22 protein-coding genes are annotated in these 18286 nt (G+C 37.3%); 20 read left to right on the top strand and 2 right to left on the bottom strand.

The annotated features are described in order from the left end of the window. Positions 1–9 precede the first annotated feature (9 nt). From KTHG_RS05145 to KTHG_RS05230, 19 genes are all read left to right on the top strand, one after another. A complete protein-coding gene (locus KTHG_RS05145; protein ID WP_126989509.1) occupies positions 10–666 on the top strand; it encodes an amino acid ABC transporter permease in 657 nt (218 codons plus the stop codon). A gap of 12 nt (positions 667–678) precedes the next feature. Further along, complete coding sequence (locus KTHG_RS05150; protein WP_126989510.1) at positions 679–1419, top strand: amino acid ABC transporter ATP-binding protein; 741 nt, start codon at positions 679–681, stop codon at positions 1417–1419. Positions 1420–1619: 200 nt separating this feature from the next. After that, positions 1620–2594 carry a DUF1835 domain-containing protein gene (locus KTHG_RS05155; protein ID WP_139991923.1) on the top strand — a complete coding sequence of 325 codons (975 nt, stop codon included), beginning with the start codon at positions 1620–1622 and terminating at the stop codon, positions 2592–2594. Then, positions 2572–3084: an HPP family protein gene (locus tag KTHG_RS05160; RefSeq protein ID WP_139992726.1), complete on the top strand. Its 513-nt coding sequence runs from the start codon at positions 2572–2574 to the stop codon at positions 3082–3084. Before KTHG_RS05155 ends, KTHG_RS05160 begins: the two co-directional genes overlap by 23 nt. Positions 3085–3183: 99 nt before the next feature. Next, the gene (locus KTHG_RS05165) at positions 3184–3843 is read left to right on the top strand and encodes a hypothetical protein (protein ID WP_139991925.1); all 660 of its coding nucleotides are present in this window, start codon (positions 3184–3186) and stop codon (positions 3841–3843) included. A 215-nt stretch (positions 3844–4058) separates the two neighbouring features. After that, on the top strand, positions 4059–4847 hold the full coding sequence (locus KTHG_RS05170) for a protein kinase domain-containing protein (RefSeq protein WP_186439497.1): 789 nt from the start codon (positions 4059–4061) through the stop codon (positions 4845–4847). A gap of 106 nt (positions 4848–4953) precedes the next feature. Further along, positions 4954–5574, top strand: a complete 621-nt coding sequence (locus KTHG_RS05175) for an RraA family protein (protein ID WP_139991930.1) — start codon at positions 4954–4956, stop codon at positions 5572–5574. A gap of 24 nt (positions 5575–5598) precedes the next feature. Continuing rightward, a complete protein-coding gene (locus tag KTHG_RS05180; protein WP_126989515.1) occupies positions 5599–5832 on the top strand; it encodes a hypothetical protein in 234 nt (77 codons plus the stop codon). Between the two features lie 128 nt (positions 5833–5960). Beyond that, positions 5961–7250 (top strand): SPFH domain-containing protein, encoded by a 1290-nt coding sequence (locus KTHG_RS05185; RefSeq protein WP_139991933.1) that lies wholly within the window; start codon positions 5961–5963, stop codon positions 7248–7250. Between the two features lie 12 nt (positions 7251–7262). Then, positions 7263–8363 (top strand): TFIIB-type zinc ribbon-containing protein, encoded by a 1101-nt coding sequence (locus KTHG_RS05190; protein WP_139991935.1) that lies wholly within the window; start codon positions 7263–7265, stop codon positions 8361–8363. A gap of 52 nt (positions 8364–8415) precedes the next feature. Next, positions 8416–8592, top strand: coding sequence for a hypothetical protein (locus KTHG_RS21090; protein WP_186439498.1), 177 nt, complete (start codon positions 8416–8418; stop codon positions 8590–8592). A 158-nt stretch (positions 8593–8750) separates the two neighbouring features. Next, positions 8751–10268 carry a class I adenylate-forming enzyme family protein gene (locus KTHG_RS05195; RefSeq protein WP_186439499.1) on the top strand — a complete coding sequence of 506 codons (1518 nt, stop codon included), beginning with the start codon at positions 8751–8753 and terminating at the stop codon, positions 10266–10268. Between the two features lie 121 nt (positions 10269–10389). Next, the gene (locus KTHG_RS05200; RefSeq protein WP_139991940.1) at positions 10390–11394 is read left to right on the top strand and encodes a CAP domain-containing protein; all 1005 of its coding nucleotides are present in this window, start codon (positions 10390–10392) and stop codon (positions 11392–11394) included. A gap of 198 nt (positions 11395–11592) precedes the next feature. Then, on the top strand, positions 11593–12270 hold the full coding sequence (locus tag KTHG_RS05205; protein ID WP_126989520.1) for a hypothetical protein: 678 nt from the start codon (positions 11593–11595) through the stop codon (positions 12268–12270). Positions 12271–12584: 314 nt separating this feature from the next. Further along, on the top strand, positions 12585–13907 hold the full coding sequence (locus KTHG_RS05210) for an ammonium transporter (protein WP_139991943.1): 1323 nt from the start codon (positions 12585–12587) through the stop codon (positions 13905–13907). Positions 13908–13979: 72 nt separating this feature from the next. Then, the gene (locus KTHG_RS05215; RefSeq protein WP_255512388.1) at positions 13980–14909 is read left to right on the top strand and encodes a DUF294 nucleotidyltransferase-like domain-containing protein; all 930 of its coding nucleotides are present in this window, start codon (positions 13980–13982) and stop codon (positions 14907–14909) included. Between the two features lie 13 nt (positions 14910–14922). Further along, positions 14923–15648 (top strand): exonuclease domain-containing protein, encoded by a 726-nt coding sequence (locus tag KTHG_RS05220; RefSeq protein WP_139991945.1) that lies wholly within the window; start codon positions 14923–14925, stop codon positions 15646–15648. Positions 15649–15832: 184 nt separating this feature from the next. After that, positions 15833–16078, top strand: a complete 246-nt coding sequence (locus KTHG_RS05225) for a hypothetical protein (protein ID WP_126989523.1) — start codon at positions 15833–15835, stop codon at positions 16076–16078. Between the two features lie 290 nt (positions 16079–16368). Next, positions 16369–16791, top strand: a complete 423-nt coding sequence (locus tag KTHG_RS05230; protein WP_139991948.1) for a hypothetical protein — start codon at positions 16369–16371, stop codon at positions 16789–16791. Positions 16792–16870: 79 nt separating this feature from the next. Here the strand turns inward: KTHG_RS05230 and KTHG_RS05235 are convergent, their stop codons facing one another. Beyond that, positions 16871–17104 (bottom strand): hypothetical protein, encoded by a 234-nt coding sequence (locus KTHG_RS05235; RefSeq protein ID WP_126989525.1) that lies wholly within the window; start codon positions 17102–17104, stop codon positions 16871–16873. A gap of 206 nt (positions 17105–17310) precedes the next feature. Here KTHG_RS05235 and KTHG_RS05240 point away from each other — a divergent pair, with 206 nt between their 5' ends. After that, entirely contained in the window at positions 17311–17745 is a 435-nt protein-coding gene (locus KTHG_RS05240; RefSeq protein ID WP_126989526.1) for a hypothetical protein, read from the top strand. Positions 17746–17838: 93 nt separating this feature from the next. Here the strand turns inward: KTHG_RS05240 and KTHG_RS05245 are convergent. Continuing rightward, positions 17839–18286: sulfite exporter TauE/SafE family protein (locus KTHG_RS05245; RefSeq protein ID WP_145988285.1), on the bottom strand; the 448-nt coding region annotated here is incomplete at its 5' end.

Raw genomic sequence — 18286 nt, forward strand, 5'->3', positions numbered from 1 at the left:
GAACTATCGATGGCAGATTATTGGTCATCCGTCATTATGCCTATGCTTGAAGGCGCGCAAATGACATTGCTATTATTTTTTATCGCAATTATTGTATCTGTGCCAATTGGCTTTTTATTAACGCTTGCGATTAACAGTAAAGTGAAGCCACTTTCTTGGCTTGCAACAATTTACGTAACAATTATGCGTGGGACACCACTCTTATTACAATTATTAATTATTTGTTTTGGTCTACCGATGATTCCAGGAATCGGTGAATATTTAACGATTGACCGTTTTGCAGCGGCTTGCTTAGGTTTCATTTTAAATTATGCAGCCTATTTTGCTGAAATTTTCCGTGGCGGTTTATTGTCAATTGATAAAGGTCAATACGAGGCAGCGAAGGTACTTGGTTTATCAAAATCTCAAACAACGCGTAAAATTATTTTGCCACAAATGTTCCGCGTAGCACTACCATCGGTTGCCAATGAATCGATTACATTAATTAAAGATACTGCATTATTATATGCGGTTGCTGTACCAGAGCTTTTACACTTTGCTGAAACAGCCGTTAACCGAGATTTCTCGATTGTACCGTACTTTATTGCAGGTGCGATTTACTTAATCATGACGATTATTTTGACGGTTTTCTTCAAATGGTTAGAACGTCGCTTTCAATACGAATAGGAGGACATTGACATGTCATTAATTGAAGTTCAAAATTTAAAAAAATCATTTGGCGATAATGAAGTATTAAAAAATATTACATTTAACGTCGAAAAAAACGATGTCATTGCGATTATCGGTCCTTCAGGTTCTGGTAAAAGTACGATGCTTCGTAGCTTAATTCATTTAGAAGAAATTAACGGCGGTACAATTAAAATTGCCGATGAAGCCTTTGTCGAGGATGGCGTGTATAAACGTCCAGAAATTATTAAAAAGGCGACATCTAAAATGGGCATGGTGTTCCAGCAATTTAATTTATTCCCGCATTTAACGGTCAAAGATAATTTAGAGCTGGCTCCAAAAATGGCTGGTAAAAAGACTACAATCTCAGCAATGACAGCCGATTTACTACAAAAAGTTGGGTTGTTAAATAAAGAAAAAGCGTATCCAAAAAGCTTATCTGGTGGTCAACAGCAGCGTGTAGCCATTGCGCGTGCGCTAATGATGAATCCCGAAATTTTATTATTTGATGAACCAACTTCTGCACTTGATCCAGAATTAACAGGCGAAGTATTAAAAGTTATGAAAGATTTAGCAGAAGAGCATATGACGATGATTGTGGTGACACACGAGATGGGCTTTGCACGGGGTGTGGCCAATAAAGTTGTCTTTATGGATGGCGGCGAAATCGTTGAAGCGGGTACACCAGACGAATTATTCGGCAATCCACAGCATGAACGGACAAAAGCATTTTTAGCGAAAAATTTAAAATAAATGAGTGGTATATGATGAGAAAGAACGTCCAGATTCATGACGAATCGGCGTTCTTTTTTTGTGTTTTTGCCTATGAAAAAGCATCTGCCGTTAAAATTTTTTCTTCTTTCCATGAAAAAGGTGTTGTACAATAAAAACAGTTATCATTGAAATTGGCGATATTTGGATGATGCATAATGCATGAAGGAGGCTCTTTTAGTATGGAAAAATCGGATTTAATGAAACAAAAAATTGATGAGCTTTCAGAGAATCAAGCAAAAAATTTATTGCTGGATTTATATATGGAATTAGATGAAAACGATGAAATATGGTTTAATGAGCATTTAAAACACCAATTAGAATGGGATACGTCTACGGTACATATTGTCTTTGGACGTACAGCTTGTCTTAGTCTTAAGCAAGCATTAGATGAACGGGTTATTGCTTTTCCAGATGTCTTATCAATGGGGCCTATTAAGGCGCTTGATACGTGGAAAGGGATGGAAGCGCGTTACGCGTGGTTTAAAGAAAACTTACATGATACATATAATGAATTTAAAAAAATGAAGCGTAAAATGATGCAGTCTTTCCGTGATTTAAAACGTTTAACAGCGGAGCAAGATGTCGTGATTTGGACATGTGCAAACTCTGCGGAGCGTTTAGGCGCACGAATTATTATGGCGGCATTGCCACAAGTGCATACGATTCAATTAGTGGATACATACCAAGGATACCGAGATATTGAACAACATGACACACCAGGTTTTCCACGGACGACAGGCGAGGTAGCACCTGAGTTATTATCAAAAATGGCGCAGCTACCGCCAACGCATTTAACGGCACAACAAGTTACAGAGCTTAAAGAAGAAGGTAAGCTGTGGTTAATGAGCGAAGCGAAGCTCCATTTATTTGAGGCAGGGGAACTAAAAGCGTTTGATGAAACGATTTTAGATGATTTTATTTTAGAGCATGTCGCAGATTTACAACAAGGCAGCTATGTAAAAGCAGCTGAATTACTAGGTGACGTGTATAGCACAATGCGCGATTATACCGGTGATACTTTTTTAGAATATCGTGTGCGTTCACTAATTGATCAGCAAAAGCTGAGCTACAAGGGGGACCTCAGTGATATGATGTTGTATGAAATTAAATTAGCTGAACCGAGTGATGAAAATGTGGATGAACTACTTCAGTAAAATGAAAGGGAATGGACAAAATCCATTTACCGTTTATATGAAAGATATTATTGTAACATTTATTGGCACGTTTATAACAATCGCTGGGTTAATCTATTTAACGCAACATTTGCATTCCCAGTGGATCATGGCATCATTTGGTGGTAGCTGTGCGCTGGCCTTTGGGTTATGGCAAGCACCGGTATCCCAGCCACGAAGTATTATTGTAGGGCATGTTTTATCGACAACGATTGGACTTAGTATGTATCATTTGGCCGGGAATCATGCTGTTGTTGTCGGGCTTACAATTGCTTTAGCGGTAGCAGCAATGATGCTAACACGTACGATGCATCCACCGGCAGCAGCCAATCCATTAGTAATTATGCTGGAAGGCAGTCACAATTGGGGCTTTTTATTGTTCCCTGTATTAACGGGCGCAGTGTTTGTTGTTATTATGGCACTACTGATTAATAATTTGCGACAAACGCGTAAATACCCAACGTATTGGTAACAATTTGTCACCGGATATCCATTGCTCTTCATATAGGATATTGCTACTATTAAGGAGATACTGGGCATTTGCCTATTAGACAGAGGAGTATAAAAGAGTATGAATATTGTTGTTCTCGTCATTTTCTACTTAGTGTCTGTATCACTAGGGATGCTAGCTATTTATTTAGGTGTGCCAACGAAATATGCAGTCGGATTTTTCGCTGTATTAGCGTTTGCACTTGTAGCTGGTTATTCATATGTGATTACATCAAGTAAGAATACGAAACTTATTTTACGCTTAATGCGTATGCAAAAAACAGATCCATTATTCCAATACCCTATTACGTTATTGGAAGGTACTAAAGAGCAAGAATTAGATGAAATTGAACGCATCTTACATAAGCACCGTAAAAATGTAGATACGTTATCTGATTTCCAATTCCGCAAAGCGATTTTGGAAGAGGATTTAACAACAGCAAAAGCAGTTGTTGGTTCAATGAAAAAGAGTCCATTAAAACGATTTAACCAAGCGCAGTGTGAAGTATATATGGGTAAATTCGGGATGGCGCGTGAAATTCCACAAGTTCAATTATGGATGGACCATGCAATTGAAGCATTAATTGCTTATGAGCAAGGTCATAAAGATAAATATATTGAAGAAATGGATAAATCAATTGAAAGTGCGAAAGGTACTTACCGCGTACAACAATATGCGATTAAAAAGAAAACATTACGTGAATGGCCAGAAAAGAAACCATCTCGTAAACGTTTCCACTAATATGTAACGCAAAAGACGCCTATTATGTCTAAGAATAATAGGCGTCTTTTGGAATTCTACATAAAAAGGCAAAGAAGTTATATTGAAAAAGGATTAAAAGTCAGATAGAATTAAAATACAGATTGAGTAAAATTGTAAATAAAATAGAAAAAAAGATTGTTTTCATAGAAAAATAAATTTAGCCATCGAATTCGGTATATATGAGGGGTCAGAAAATGAAGAAGACACTGGAAAACTTCCAAGAGTTGTCGACGAATCAAAAATTTTTAGAGTATATCGCAACAGATACGCCCTTTACGTATTGTGGAATATTGCGAAAAAACTCCACCAGTATTTTATATTTAGTAGAAAATCGCCGAACACATGAAAAAATTGTTTTAAAAAGAATGCGCAAGCGCACGTTAAATCGTACAAAATATAAAAAACGCTTCGAGCAGGAGCAACAAGTATTGCAAGCGCTTGATTTAGCGTATGTACCTACTTGGTTAGGCAATGGGATGGTCGGAAAAGTTCCTTTTTTTATGATGACGTATATGGAAGGAGAACATATTCTTGAACATGGACCATATGCTGCTTTAGATGCGTTACGAATTATTAAAAAAGTTAGTAGCCTACTTCAAAAAATTCATAAACAAGGTTATGTGCATCGGCATTTAAAACCTGAAAATATTATTTTTAAGCATCAACAATTGGCTATCGTTGGCTTTGATCAAGCTGCGGAATTAACAACGCCTAATGAACTGACGAGCGAAGAACTTTATAAACAAACGACGATTTATAGTGATATTGACCAACTAGCACGTTTATTTTTAGCATTAACCGATGAAACAGGTCAATTAAAATGGAAAAAAGCGGAGATTGCGCTTGAGCAAAGACGTTATACAAAGTCGATTAATCGGTTATTGTCACGTGCGATGGGCATACGCAAACTGTTTTCATCTTTAGAAGAATTTGATGATGCGTTAGAATACTGTTTGAATGAATTATGTACACCGTCGATGTAAGCTTCGATAAGAAAACAGCAAAATAGTTCTAGCTGCTTTCTTACTTTTATTTGACAAAATATTCAATTAATTCTACTGTTAAACCATATAGATGGGAGGAATTTACATGTCAAACGAAGTATTTCAGACATTACCAACAACTGCGGTAAGTGATGCGTTAAAGGGGAAGAATCATTTGCCATCCACTATTAAAGTGCTCGATGCACGCCATCATATTGCCGGAAAGGCAGTGACGGTAAAGTTGCCGATTTATGAAAATGGTGCAGTGATGGAAGCAATGTTACATGCAGAACCTGGTGATATTTTAGTTGTTGATATCGAAAATAATACGTCGCGTGCAGTTGCTGGAGATTTCGTTATTGGAATGATGAAGAAGTTGGGTATCGGTGGCCTTGTCGTTAATGGTGCTATTCGTGATGTTGAAGCGGTGCTGGCATTAGATTTCCCAGTATTCGTGACAGGCATCACACCAGCAGCAGGTGTTAAAAATGGTGGAGGCAAAGTGAATATTCCAGTAACAATCGGCAAAACAACGGTACAGCCAGGCGATATTATTGTGGGGGATGTTAATGGTGTAGTCGTTGTACCACAAGAGGCTGCACTAGAAGTAGCTGCGCGTGCAAAAGAAAAAATCGTCCAAGATGAAGAGCGAGAACGCACAGTAACAGCTTCTCGTGAGTCAATTATCGCACATTTAACAAAGGTGACAGGTAGTTTAAAAGCATAGTATAATGAGTCATGAGGTGTTTTAATGAATCGTTTTGGAATGTATTCCATACTATGTGGTGTAATCGCAGTCCTGGCATTGTTCATCCTAAGTGGTGTACATATGCCGATTTTACTGTTTGCTATTGTATTCCTTGCTTTAACAATTGTAGGTCTTGTATTTGCAGTAAAAGCAAAGAATGCGATTTACTTATTAACGGGTGGTCTATTAAATGGTCTGTTATTAATTTATACTGTCATTTTAACGTTTGCATCTTAAATAATCTTAAAAGAACGCTATGAAGCTTCATAGCGTTCTTTTTTTGTGAAAAAAACGTATAGCTGTGCATGGCAACAACGATTAGATAATGCTAAAATTTGGTTAACGATGATTTAGGAGGGGTTACGATGGGATTAATTAAAGCAGGATTAGATGCAGCAAAAGGTGTTTTAGAAGATCAATATCGCGATTATTTTTACTGTGAGGCGATGTCATCAGATGTATTAGTACAAAAAGGAATGCGACGTCAAACAAAACGCGGTTCAAATAAAGGCAATGAAAATATCATTTCAAATGGTTCAATCATTGCTGTCAATGATGGGCAATGTATGCTCATTATTGAGCAAGGAAAAGTAGTTGAAGTTTGTCAGGAACCTGGTGAATTTGTGTACGACACTTCAACGGAGCCAAGTATTTTTTATGATGGCAACTTCATGGACAACTTAAAAGAAACATTTAAAGAAATCGGCAAACGTTTTACATTTGGTGGAGAACCAGCGAAGGACCAACGAATTTATTTCTTTAATACAAAAGAAATTATGGGCAATAAATATGGTACACCTGCACCGATTCCATTCCGTGTAGTTGACCGCAATATTGGACTTGATATTGATATTTCGATTCGTAGTCACGGGGAATATTCGTATCGTATTACGAATCCACTCTTATTTTATACAAATGTGACAGGGAATGTGGCAGAGCAATTTACGCGTGATGCCATTGATGGACAATTAAAATCTGAAATGATGACGGCATTACAGCCTGCTTTTGCACAAATTTCTGCGCAAGGCGTACGTTATAGCGAAGTACCTGCTCATACGATTGAATTAGCGAATGCCTTAAATAAAGTTTTGTCTGAAAAATGGGAGCAAACGCGTGGTATTAAAGTTGGTACAATTGGTGTCAGTACGATGAAAGCTTCAGATGAAGATGAAGCAATGATTAAGCAATTACAACGAAATGCAGCATTACGTGACCCAACGATGGGTGCCGCGCAAATTACTGGTGCACAGGCAGATGCGATGATGAAAGCCGCGCAAAATGAAAATGGTGCTATTGGTGGCTTTATGGGTATGGGCATGGCGCAAAATGCTGGTGGTATGAATGCAGGAGATTTATATAAAATGGGTGCACAAACTCAGCAACAGCAACAAACTCAACAAAATGAGGCGAATCAATGGACCTGTGAATGTGGTACAACAAATAGCGGGAAATTTTGTTCGAATTGTGGTAAATCGAAGCCTGAAAAAGACACATGGACATGTAGCTGTGGTACTGAAAATAGAGGGAAATTCTGCTCGGATTGTGGCAAACCAAAACCAACAGCAAAGGCATGCGCAAACTGTGGCTATGAAGTCCCTGCTGGCCAAACACCACCGAAGTTTTGTCCGGAATGTGGCCAAGCCTTCAATCAATAGGAGGGCTTTGATATGACACAACAACATGAAGATAATGTGAAAGAAGTAAAGGTCGATTTCAATACGGAATGTCCGATGTGTAGTGCTTCGATTGCATTTGACCCAAGCTCAGGGAAATTAACCTGTCCGTACTGTGGCTATGAGGCGGAAATTGCAACGCCAGAAAAAGAAGCACAGCGTACAGCGCAAGAAATGGATTTTGAGGCGGCAGATCGCCGGGAAAGTTATGATTGGGGCGTTGACAAAAAGACACTCGTTTGTGAAGAGTGCGGTGCAGAGTCCATTTATGATGCACTTCAGGTGGCAGACACCTGCCCGTATTGTGGCTCTCATCAAGTAATGGAAGCTTCCACGATTGACACACTAGCACCAAATGGTGTCTGTACATTTAATGTTACTGAAAAAGAAGCGGGTTCTAATTTTCAAAAATGGATTAAAGGACGTCTTTTCACACCGAGTGCCGCAAAAAAATCAGCGAAGCCAGAAGCTTTTAGTGGCGTGTATATTCCGTATTGGACATTTGATTCCAATACGATGTCACATTATACGGCAGCATACGGTATTACACGCATTGTAGAGGACCGTGAAGGCAATATGCGTACAGAAATCGATTGGTACCGTACATCAGGCGTATATCAACGTTTTGTGGATGACGAGCTTGTACTTGCGTCAAAACGCTATGACGGTGAATTACTGCGAAAAGTAGAGCCATATAATACGACCGATAATAAAGCATATAAACCGGATTATTTATCTGGTTTTTTAGCGGAGCGCTATAGTATTGGCTTAGATGAAGGTTGGGGCATTGCGCAACGACAAATCCACGCAACACTTGAGTCAGAAATTACACAGCGTATTTTACGCCAACACGGTGCATCTCAAGTAGCTAATTTGCAGTTTTCAACGACACATGACCAAATCACGTACAAGTATTTAATGCTACCCATGTGGCTGTCATCATTCCGTTATAAAGAAAAAGTATATCAATTCATGGTTAATGGTCAGACAGGTAAGGTAGGTGGCCGCGCACCAATTTCACCAATTCGTGTGACGATTGCGGTAATTCTTGCACTAATTGCGATTTATATCGTTTATGTCTTTACTCAATCTTAGAAAGAGTATGCTACAATAAAAGAAAAATGTCTGTATGAAGGAGCCACTCGGTTTGCTATGGTTTAAACGAATCTTCTTTTCATTATGGATTGTTGCAGGATTATTTTTCACGATTATATCGTATGATAGTTTATCTCCTGAAGCCAATATGGTAATGCATTTAACGGCAGCAGCAGTACTAGCAATTGGTGCAGCACAAGTATATTTTACATTTGAAAAGAAAAAATAATATAAAAAAGGAGCTGAGTAGCATGCTTAGCTTCTTTTTTATATGCAGAATTATTTTCAAATACAAGTTTTTATTTTAAATTTTTGGATAATTGTGTAAAATAAGAGCAAGAACATTGTGAAATGGAGAGAATATACGCTTTAATTAGGGGGATGGACATGAATACAACAACAGCTTTAGAAATGAACGCTTTACGTATACCAGACGAGGTGTGTCTAGAATTTGGAGAAAAGAATTATACGTGGAAAGAGTTAGATGAGTTAGCTAATCGCTATGCAAAGGGGTTTGCAGACCGTGGTATTCGCCGGGGAGATCATATCGCTGTCCTAATGAAAAATTCTGATGACTTTGTTGTCATTAGCTATGCGATTTGGAAAGTAGGCGCTGTATTAGTACCCATTCATTATTTATCAGCAACACCTGAAGTAACTTACATATTACAGCATGCTAATGTCGTAGCATTTATTTTTGATGATGTCTTTATGCACATAGCTGAGCAAGCATTATCACAACTAGAACAAGCCTTAAACTTAGTCGTTCACCGAGGAGACCAACAACATCCACAATTTTCACCATTAGCTTCTTTATGTGCTACTTCGATCAAACCAGTCGGTACGCATATAGAAGACTCACATTTTGCAGAAATTCTATATACACAAGGAACGACAGGTAAACCAAAAGGTGCATTATTTACGCATAGTCAAGTGATGGATACTGCATTTATTTATGAACGATTAAGTCAAATGACGCGTCAAGATAGCTATTTAGTGAGTGTCCCATTATGTCATGGACTATCATTAAATGCGATTATGCTAATGGCTGCTTTAGTAGGTGGAAAATTAGTTATTCAAGAACATTTTGATGCATCAGAAATTTTAATATGGATGCAGACGAGAAAAATAACACATTTCTTTGGTGTCCCGTCGATGTATCATGCGTTAGTAGAGCAAGCACCAGTAGATTTTTCAGCACCTGATTTACGAGTAGTAAGCTACGGGGCTGCACCAATGCCTGTGCCGCTAATTGACCGTGCCATGGCGTTGTTTTCAGGCGCACAATTTTTTAATATTTATGGTACGACGGAAAGTGGCCCTACAGGCTTAATGCTATTGCCTTCTGAACATCATCAGCATAAAGGGAAAACAGGTAAAGCCATGCCTCTAACGGCTGTTCGTTTAGTTAATGAGTATATGGAAGATGTACCACAAGGCACGCAAGGAGAAATCATTATTAAAAGTCCGACAGTTATGACGGAGTATTATAAGGACCCTGCGGCGACATTTACAATGAAGAAAAATGGCTGGTTATTCACAGGAGATTTAGCAACGGAGGATAAGGATGGGTATATGACCATTGTTGGGCGAAAAGATAATACGATTTTATCTGGTGGAGAAACGGTATATGCAGTAGATATTGAACATGTTTTGCTCACACACCCAGCCGTACAAGAAGCGGTGATTATGGGCATTCCTGATCAAGTATGGGGAGAAATTGTTGCGGTAACAATTGTGCCTAATCCCGGGAAAACGATTACGGAACAAGAATTAGTAGCGTATTGTAAAACACATTTAGCAAGCTATAAAATACCGAAGAAGTTTTTATTTATGGATGAATTGCCACGTAGTACATCCGGGAAAATATTAAAAGATCATTTGAAAGAAACATTAAAAAAATAAATAATTTATGCGAAAAGCACCGTCATGCTCGTCAGTGGCGGTGTTTTTATATGGGAACCTGTGCGAACTATTGGAGTCTAGTAGGCGTCGTTATGTATAATACAAATGAAAGAGGTGTTGTATGAGAGCATTATTTAAATTAGTAATGATTGCACTCGTGTTAGCCCTTTGTTTTCAATATGTAAAAAAAGAGCAACCACAATTATTACACGATGCAAAAGAGAGTTTTCAAATGCTGTCAGAAGGTAGCCAGCGAGTCGTAGAAATGGCGCAAGTCGGCGTTGATTCCATAAGTGATACGGCGAGTGAACCTAAAAATAAAATAAAGGTTGATACATTAAATGAAGTGACACGCTTAAAAAGTGAATATGGTGTCGATTGGATTGTGTCGCATAATCACTATAAAGATTTCACATTGAAATTAGCCGATGATTCAGGTGGGTATGTAGCCGGAAAAGGCCGCAGTATTTTAAATGTGACGATTGGAAAAACAACAAAAGAAGCTGTAAAGAAACAATACGGTGAGCCACTAGATGGCATTCGTCATGGTTTAACAATGTATCAGTTTTCTAAAGAAGATGAGCAAGAGCAACTTGTTTATGAAAAAGATGGCTATTATTTATGGTTCTTTATTGATAGACATAATAATAATCGCGTGCGAGCCGTTCAATATGTGACGGTTAAAACCGAACAACGTATGAAAAATTACTATGCGACAGCGAATAAGGAGTTGCGTTTGAGCTACGAAAGATTAATGGTTCTATTAATGAATCAAAGTCGTGTAGAAGCGGGATTAAAGCCACTTCTGTATGACAAAGGCTTAAAAGGTGCAACACGTGCACACAGTCAGGATATGATTGAGGAAGGCTATTTCTCTCATACAGGAAGTGATGGAAGCCAACCGAAAGATCGAATGGTTGCTGCCGGTTATACAATGGAAAAGCTTTATGCAGAAAATCTAGCATATGGTCAAATTAGTTCGATTTTTGCACATGAGGGATTGATGAATAGTTTAGGGCATCGTGAAAATATCTTACGTGAGGAAGCGACGAATGTTGGTGTAGGCGTTGCGTTTGATAATAAAAATGTACCATATTATACGATTAATTTTTATACACCAATGTAAAAAAATAGGTTTTAGGCTAAAAAAGAGCGGAAAGGATTTATGAAACCGTTCTTTTTTATTTAGACAATAAATTGATAGTTAGAACTATAAAAAATACAATATTTTATGATACAATGGAATCATTGTATAGTATAAATAAACTATAATTTGATTTATTTTAAGGAGTAAAAAAGTATCATAATATTGAGGGGAATATGAATGGATATTATTCAGGCACAACGTGAAACGCGCGAGCTTATTGTAAATACACAATATATAGCAAAAATGGTGGATGGCGAAGCATATGAGGGCTTTAATAGCGCATGGGCAAAAATGAGAACAATTAGTGCACGCAAAGAACAAATATGCTCGAGTTGTTTCGTGACGATTCATTATATGGAGCCAATGAATGTTTATTTAGCATTATCCCATGATGATGGTCATTTTCATCGTCAAAATATGTGTATGAATTGTATGATGAAGGAACGTCGCCAAACAGCCTCATACATTGCGACAAAATTCGAAAAAGAAATAAAGAGTGTTAGCGTTCTTAATACCACACATTTAAGAAATATGACGTTGGAAAAAGGTGAGGAAGTTGCACAAAAAATGTGTGAAGATGCGATCTATTTACATGGACATATCCCGGTGAATGTTATTGTAAGAGACGGAATGTATTTGTATGAAAATATTCGAGCTGTCACCGCAAAATCCAAGCATTATTGTTATCGCTGTAGTGCGATAATTCCTGTTGATGAAACGACATTTGTTATTCCTGCAAAAGTAAAAAGTGTCAATCGTCAAGAAATGAACTTTATTTGCCAAACGTGTGCAACAAAATCATTACGCGCTTCTAGTAAACGAATTGAACAGTATGAACGTGAAAAACAACTATAAAAACACGCAAAAAAAGTAGGATGCGTCTTTTCAGACGCATCCTACTTTTTTGTGTGTTATTCATCTCGATTTGGCATGTATTTAATAATTAAAAAACAAATAAATGCTTTATTTATCGAAAAATGATATGAAGAATGTAGTATTTATAGATGATAACGCTTACTTTTGAGAATAAAAAGCATAAAAAAATAGAATAATTAACTGAAAATATTGAAAAGTATCTCATTTTGAGCAAAAATAAAGATATCAACAAAATGTTAGAAAACCTCACATGAAAAAAGTCGTTTTCCTAACATAATCAGGAGGAGAAGCATATGGATGAAGTAATGTACTTGATGAACAGTCTTTGGACGATGGTAGCAGCAATTTTAGTTATTTTTATGATTGGTGGTTTTATTTTATTAGAAGCAGGCTCATTACGAATGAAAAATGCAGGACATGTTGCCGGCAAAACAATTTTTACATTTGGCTTAGCATCATTAGTTTTCTGGGCAATCGGATATGGCTTTATTTTTGGAGATAACGCAAACTTTTTTGTAGGGATGTCGAATTTCTTTTATGGGGGAACATTAACCGAGGGTGACAGTTTAGCAGCGACTGTATTTTTTGTTTTCCAACTAGCATTCGCTGGTATTGCGGTAACAATTGCGCTTGGTGGCTTTGCAGAACGTGCGAAGTTTTCAGTGTATGTAATCTTTACAATTTTATTTGGTATGCTTGTTTATCCAGTCGTTGCACATTGGATTTGGGGTGGCGGATGGTTAGCAGAGCACGGCAAACAAGATTTTGCTGGCTCAACAGTTGTGCACTTAACAGGTGCGATGGCTGCCTTAGCAGCAACAATGGTTTTAAAACCCCGCATTGGTAAATTTAACAAAGATGGTTCGGCAAATAAATTTGCTGGTCATAACCAAGTATACTCAGCGTTAGCTGTACTGATTTTATTTGTTGGATGGTTAGGGTTTAATGCCGGTTCAACAGTGTCAGTAGAAGGCGTATTCTTTGGCTATGTGGCAGTTAATACAGTGTTAGCCGCATGTGCTGGCGCGGTAGCAGCAACATTTATTTCGTGGGTTGTGCTAGGAAAATCAGATATTCCAACGATTTTAAACGGCATGCTAGCAGGGCTTGTAGCGATTACGGCATCATGTGCCTTCGTAGATGTATGGGCGTCTGTTGTAATTGGACTAATTGCAGGTGTTATTACATTCTTCGCTGCACGATTCCTAGAAGCAAAACAAATTGATGATCCAATTTTTGCAGTATCTGTACATGGTATTCCAGGAATCTGGGGTACATTATCAACAGGCTTCTTTGCAACAGGAGCACTTGCAGAATCCACAGGTGTTGGTCAAGCTGGATTATTTTATGGTGGTGGTGTTGAGCAATTATGGGTACAATTTATGGGTGTAGCAGTTTGTGGTATTTATGCCTTTGTTGCATCATATGCTATCTTATGGGTAATGAAAAAAGTGATGGGCACAATCCGTGTTAGTGAAGAGGAAGAAATTATGGGCTTAGATATTTCAGAACATGGTGGGTACGGCTACCCCGAGCATTTAGGGGCAACAGCTTCTACAATGAAGGACGACGAACCAGAAGTGACAAATGCAACGCAACAACCGAAGCATATTTAGCTAGTAAATAATCGATAGACGCCATCCTAACGCGCTCGTTAGGGTGGTTTTTGTCATAAAGGAAGTGAGCGCGTGACAAAATTTCTAAATGAGACACAGTATCAACATTATTTTGCCAATTGTCAATCTATTTCAATATTAAATGAACGTCACGATAAGTTAATGCAGCAATTGATTAATGATACGTTACAGCAATTGGGCGAACCACCTTGTCCATTTACAATATTTATCACAGGAAGTGGCGGACGAAAAGAACAAGGTTTCTGGAGTGATCAGGATCATGGCTTAATTTATAGTGATGATGCGCATAAAGCGTATTTTCATACATTCGGGCAAGTGTTTTCCGATAAGTTGGCTACTGCTGGTTATGTGTACTGTGAAGGAGGCATTATGACGTCAAATCCGCAATGGAATGCTTCGGTAAAAGAATGGCAGCAACAGTTAAAGCAGTGGTTACAAGCGGCAGAATGGTCTCATATACGCTACACACAAATATTTTACGATGCACGCATATTATATGGTAGTGAAAAGTTATTAAAGAAGTTGAAAACACAGATTGATCATTATATTTCACATTACCCGTATGTACTTCAGCGTTTCACACATAATATTATGCATTTAAAGCCTGCCTTAGGACCGTTAGGACAATTATTACCGGAACGCTACGGGGAGCATCAAGGAGAAATCGATTTAAAATATAGTGCTTTTTTACCATATATTAACTGCGTTCGTTTAGTAGCTTTAGAACATCATGTACATGCAACCTCTACACAAGAACGTATTACCGCATTGGCAACTAAAGAAGCAGCATTGTTACAAGATGTAGCGCTTTATTTTGATGAGTTACTGAGAATGCGTTTTCAGTATCAAAAGCCTGAAAAGTATAAAGATACCCATTACATCTCATTGCAAGAGATGTCACTAGAAGATAAGCGAATGTTAAAAAAGATATTAAAGCGTGCAAAACGCCTACATGATGAGGTAATTGCGCGTTACGCCTAAAGGATGATGAGTGATGCATGCATTTGAAGCTTTTACACAATTAGTTCGTACATTAACAGGAAAATCGACTATTTCAACGATAACGGATGTTCAAAATGCCGAACAATTAGCTTTTTTACGAAGTTTAAAGCAACAACAATCGAGAAATAAAGAAGCATTACTAACGCCGTTAGATCAGTTAGAATTAGTCGTTTTTGATATTGAAACAACCGGTTTTAGACCTCAAAAGGGAGATGAAATTATTTCCATTGGGGCTGTGAAAATGAATGGCTTGCAAGTAGTAGAAGAAACATTTTATACACTTGTGAAGCCAACACAGCGCATTCCTCGAAATATTATTGAATTAACAGGGATAGATCAAGAAATGACAGCAAAAGCCCCAACTTTGCGTGAGGCATTACTCGCTTTTCTTGTTTTTGCAAAAGGCTGTACATTAGTGGCGCATCATGCGAATCATGAACGGAATTTTATGAAACACTATAGTCAACAGCTATTGCAAACGCCTTTTAACCAACGCATTGTCGATACCGCTTTTTTAATTCAAATTTGCGAATATAATCATACACTTGTAACGCTAGATGATGTTTGTCTGCACCAACAAATTCCGATTATTGGGCGCCATCACGCTTTAAGTGATGCTAAAATGACAGCGCAAGTTTGGCTAAAATACGTGCAGCAAGCTATGAATCTAGGGTGTGATAATTTACAAGATGTGTATGAGCGCTTTGCACGATTATAATAGTTACCAAAACACGAACGAAGCCTCTGTTTTTTGAACAAAACATGTCGACAATGTTAAGTTTTCGTTAAATATGGTTAGTTTTGAGTGTTTTATGTTTACTTTTAGCTATTTTGTGTTATATTTATTCTATCATCTTTTGATTAGATGATTTTTTGAAAATTCATATTAGGAGTGGATGTATATGTTAAATGTTACAGTTTCAAAGCAAGATGCTCATTATGTAGTAGCGTATATTACAGAAAATTTTGAACGAAAGGTTGTCCATACAGCAGAATCATTCATTGACAGCATTTACAACTTAGGGCGCAAATGGCATTTAAATGAGGTTCACTTTGAATTACCAAAGGAATTAGTTAGCTCGGTTACATCATTTTTACGTGTAGAGTATCCAGGTGAGCTATATGAGCACCGCATCACAGTAGCGTAATACCTCTTTATGTCATGTAAATCCTTGTCATTTATATAAAGTCATCATCCTTTAGAGAGGGACGGATATCCAAATGTTTAGCCAAGCGCATGTCAATGTGTAGCTATCGAGCTTATTGAGTAGCGTATCGTCTACATCAATTAGTGCGGTAGCTATTTTGCGTTTTAAAAGAATTTAATTTAGTAGAGCAATCATAGTGAATCAACGAAAAATGTTGCTATTTTTTTCATTCTTCTAGAGGTTTTGAATATGGTATAATTTAAATAAATAATCGATATGTGGAGGAAGTTATGAACAATAGTAAAGTTGTCCTTTTTTATGGACTGTCATTAATTGGTACATTATTGCTTGTAGTATGTGCAGCAAAATCGACGCTTTCTCAAACTGGTTCGTTGGAAAATCAGTGGATGGGTCCAGGAATGTGGCTTGCCATTATTTTTGCTGCTGTATTATACATAGTAACAATAGCGCTATATGTTTTTTTAGAAGAAGCAAAAGTAGTACATATTATTTTACAAATTATTGGTTTATTATTAGCTATTTTATTTGCGGTGATCTTAGGAATGGAAGCACTTGCTTTAAAAGACACGATATTAGCGTATGCAACATTTATTGCTGGCGGTATCGTTGTTGTAGCTAATATCATTATTTTGGTGTTATTATTAAAACGTTCTAAACGTAATTATTATGGTAGTTATACAATGTATCGTTAATGAAAAAGAGGAATCCCGCCAACGCGCGATTCCTCTTTTTGTTGAGACAGATAATCAAATTGTTTCTTTTAAAGACTTTTTATGCGCCAAAGACATTATCTGGACTCGTTATTTCACGTGAAATAGTAATCGCACCAAATCGGCGTAAGTGAACGATATTTTCAGGTGTTGTATTGATAATTTTATCGATGTAATAGGCTTGTTTCTCTTCGTCAATACCCATGCTATTAAATTCATCTTTTAGTGCATAGATGTAAACATTACGTTCATCATTTGTAAGGACACTAGGATTTTTTGATGTTTCCATATTCATATCGCAAAACTCCTTTTTCTTTAATAGTATAATTTAGTATAGCATAAGACATAAATTATAGTGTTTAAGCTTATTATTACAATTTGCCGAACATTTTTGAGTTATATTGCTTTTCGTCCATAATATTTGTTAGAATAGGCAAGACGATATAATGCAAGATGTAAAAACTGTCGTATAAATATATGAAAATGCAGGAGATGACAATAATGAAGAAAAAATCTTTATTTGCAGCCGCAGCACTTTCAGCGGTATTATTAGCTGGTTGTGGCGAAAAAGCTGTAACATCTGAACAAGTGAACGCTTCTAAATTAGAAGATTTCGCAACTGAATATTACAATGAAGCAAAAGACGGTAAAGACGCTGGTCTAATCGTTATTCAAAATGCGACGAACCAATATTTATATGTAAAAGATTTAACAGACAAAGATGGTAACGCAGTGAAAATCACAGACATGAAATTCACAAAAGAAAACAAAACACGTAACTCAAACTACCGTGTAGACGTTACAACTGAAAAAGTTTCAGATGCTTCAGAAGGCGAAGCAATTTACAAATTTGAAAATGCTAAAAACATTGAAACACTTGATTTCTATGTAGATGGCAAACGTGATAGCGTAGATAAAGTTTACGCAAACCACTAAGCATCATTAAAAGAGCCCATGTGCAATTGCGCATGGGCTCTTTTTTTATCTTTTCTAGTCAGAAGACGCCCATGTCAAGGGAATAGTAATAGTTCAACTAAAGAAGTAATCATACGTATTTTTAGCAAGTAGTGCAATTGTGACGACAATGAATAATCCTCGTACATAGCCACTGCCTTTTTTAATGGCAAAGCGTGTACCAACGATTGCGCCAAAAACTTGTGCAATGCCCATTGGTAGACCGTAGGCATAATTGATTTGCCCAAGTGATGCAAACACGAGTAGAGCTGCGATATTACTACCAAAATTTAAAAAACGGGCACTTGTAGCAGCACGTAAAAAATCAAAGCCGATCATGAGAAATGCAAAGATAAAAAATGAACCAGTCCCAGGTCCTAAAAAGCCATCATATGCACCAATTAAAAAGACGATGAGCATAAAGCCAACAAGTCGTTTTGTCGTTAATTTTTTATATGTTGACAGAGAGCCCCAATCTTTTTTGAACAAAGTATAAATTAAAACGGCAAACAGCATAATAAGT

Origin of the sequence: Kurthia sp. Dielmo, assembly GCF_000307285.2 — a bacterium.
GTDB classification, from domain to species: domain Bacteria; phylum Bacillota; class Bacilli; order Bacillales_A; family Planococcaceae; genus Kurthia; species Kurthia populi.

What these genes read in the sequence shown, in the direction of transcription:
- KTHG_RS05210 (WP_139991943.1), top strand. Translation starts at nt 12,585, where the DNA reads ATGGATGAAGTAATGTACTTGATGAACAGTCTTTGGACGATGGTAGCA.
- KTHG_RS05240 (WP_126989526.1), top strand. Translation starts at nt 17,311, where the DNA reads ATGAAGAAAAAATCTTTATTTGCAGCCGCAGCACTTTCAGCGGTATTA.
- KTHG_RS05235 (WP_126989525.1), bottom strand. Translation starts at nt 17,104, where the DNA reads ATGAATATGGAAACATCAAAAAATCCTAGTGTCCTTACAAATGATGAA.
- KTHG_RS05175 (WP_139991930.1), top strand. Translation starts at nt 4,954, where the DNA reads ATGTCAAACGAAGTATTTCAGACATTACCAACAACTGCGGTAAGTGAT.
- KTHG_RS05230 (WP_139991948.1), top strand. Translation starts at nt 16,369, where the DNA reads ATGAACAATAGTAAAGTTGTCCTTTTTTATGGACTGTCATTAATTGGT.
- KTHG_RS05170 (WP_186439497.1), top strand. Translation starts at nt 4,059, where the DNA reads ATGAAGAAGACACTGGAAAACTTCCAAGAGTTGTCGACGAATCAAAAA.
- KTHG_RS05220 (WP_139991945.1), top strand. Translation starts at nt 14,923, where the DNA reads ATGCATGCATTTGAAGCTTTTACACAATTAGTTCGTACATTAACAGGA.
- KTHG_RS05225 (WP_126989523.1), top strand. Translation starts at nt 15,833, where the DNA reads ATGTTAAATGTTACAGTTTCAAAGCAAGATGCTCATTATGTAGTAGCG.
- KTHG_RS05205 (WP_126989520.1), top strand. Translation starts at nt 11,593, where the DNA reads ATGGATATTATTCAGGCACAACGTGAAACGCGCGAGCTTATTGTAAAT.
- KTHG_RS05165 (WP_139991925.1), top strand. Translation starts at nt 3,184, where the DNA reads ATGAATATTGTTGTTCTCGTCATTTTCTACTTAGTGTCTGTATCACTA.
- KTHG_RS05145 (WP_126989509.1), top strand. Translation starts at nt 10, where the DNA reads ATGGCAGATTATTGGTCATCCGTCATTATGCCTATGCTTGAAGGCGCG.
- KTHG_RS05180 (WP_126989515.1), top strand. Translation starts at nt 5,599, where the DNA reads ATGAATCGTTTTGGAATGTATTCCATACTATGTGGTGTAATCGCAGTC.
- KTHG_RS05150 (WP_126989510.1), top strand. Translation starts at nt 679, where the DNA reads ATGTCATTAATTGAAGTTCAAAATTTAAAAAAATCATTTGGCGATAAT.
- KTHG_RS05185 (WP_139991933.1), top strand. Translation starts at nt 5,961, where the DNA reads ATGGGATTAATTAAAGCAGGATTAGATGCAGCAAAAGGTGTTTTAGAA.
- KTHG_RS05195 (WP_186439499.1), top strand. Translation starts at nt 8,751, where the DNA reads ATGAATACAACAACAGCTTTAGAAATGAACGCTTTACGTATACCAGAC.
- KTHG_RS05155 (WP_139991923.1), top strand. Translation starts at nt 1,620, where the DNA reads ATGGAAAAATCGGATTTAATGAAACAAAAAATTGATGAGCTTTCAGAG.
- KTHG_RS05190 (WP_139991935.1), top strand. Translation starts at nt 7,263, where the DNA reads ATGACACAACAACATGAAGATAATGTGAAAGAAGTAAAGGTCGATTTC.
- KTHG_RS05200 (WP_139991940.1), top strand. Translation starts at nt 10,390, where the DNA reads ATGAGAGCATTATTTAAATTAGTAATGATTGCACTCGTGTTAGCCCTT.
- KTHG_RS05160 (WP_139992726.1), top strand. Translation starts at nt 2,572, where the DNA reads ATGTGGATGAACTACTTCAGTAAAATGAAAGGGAATGGACAAAATCCA.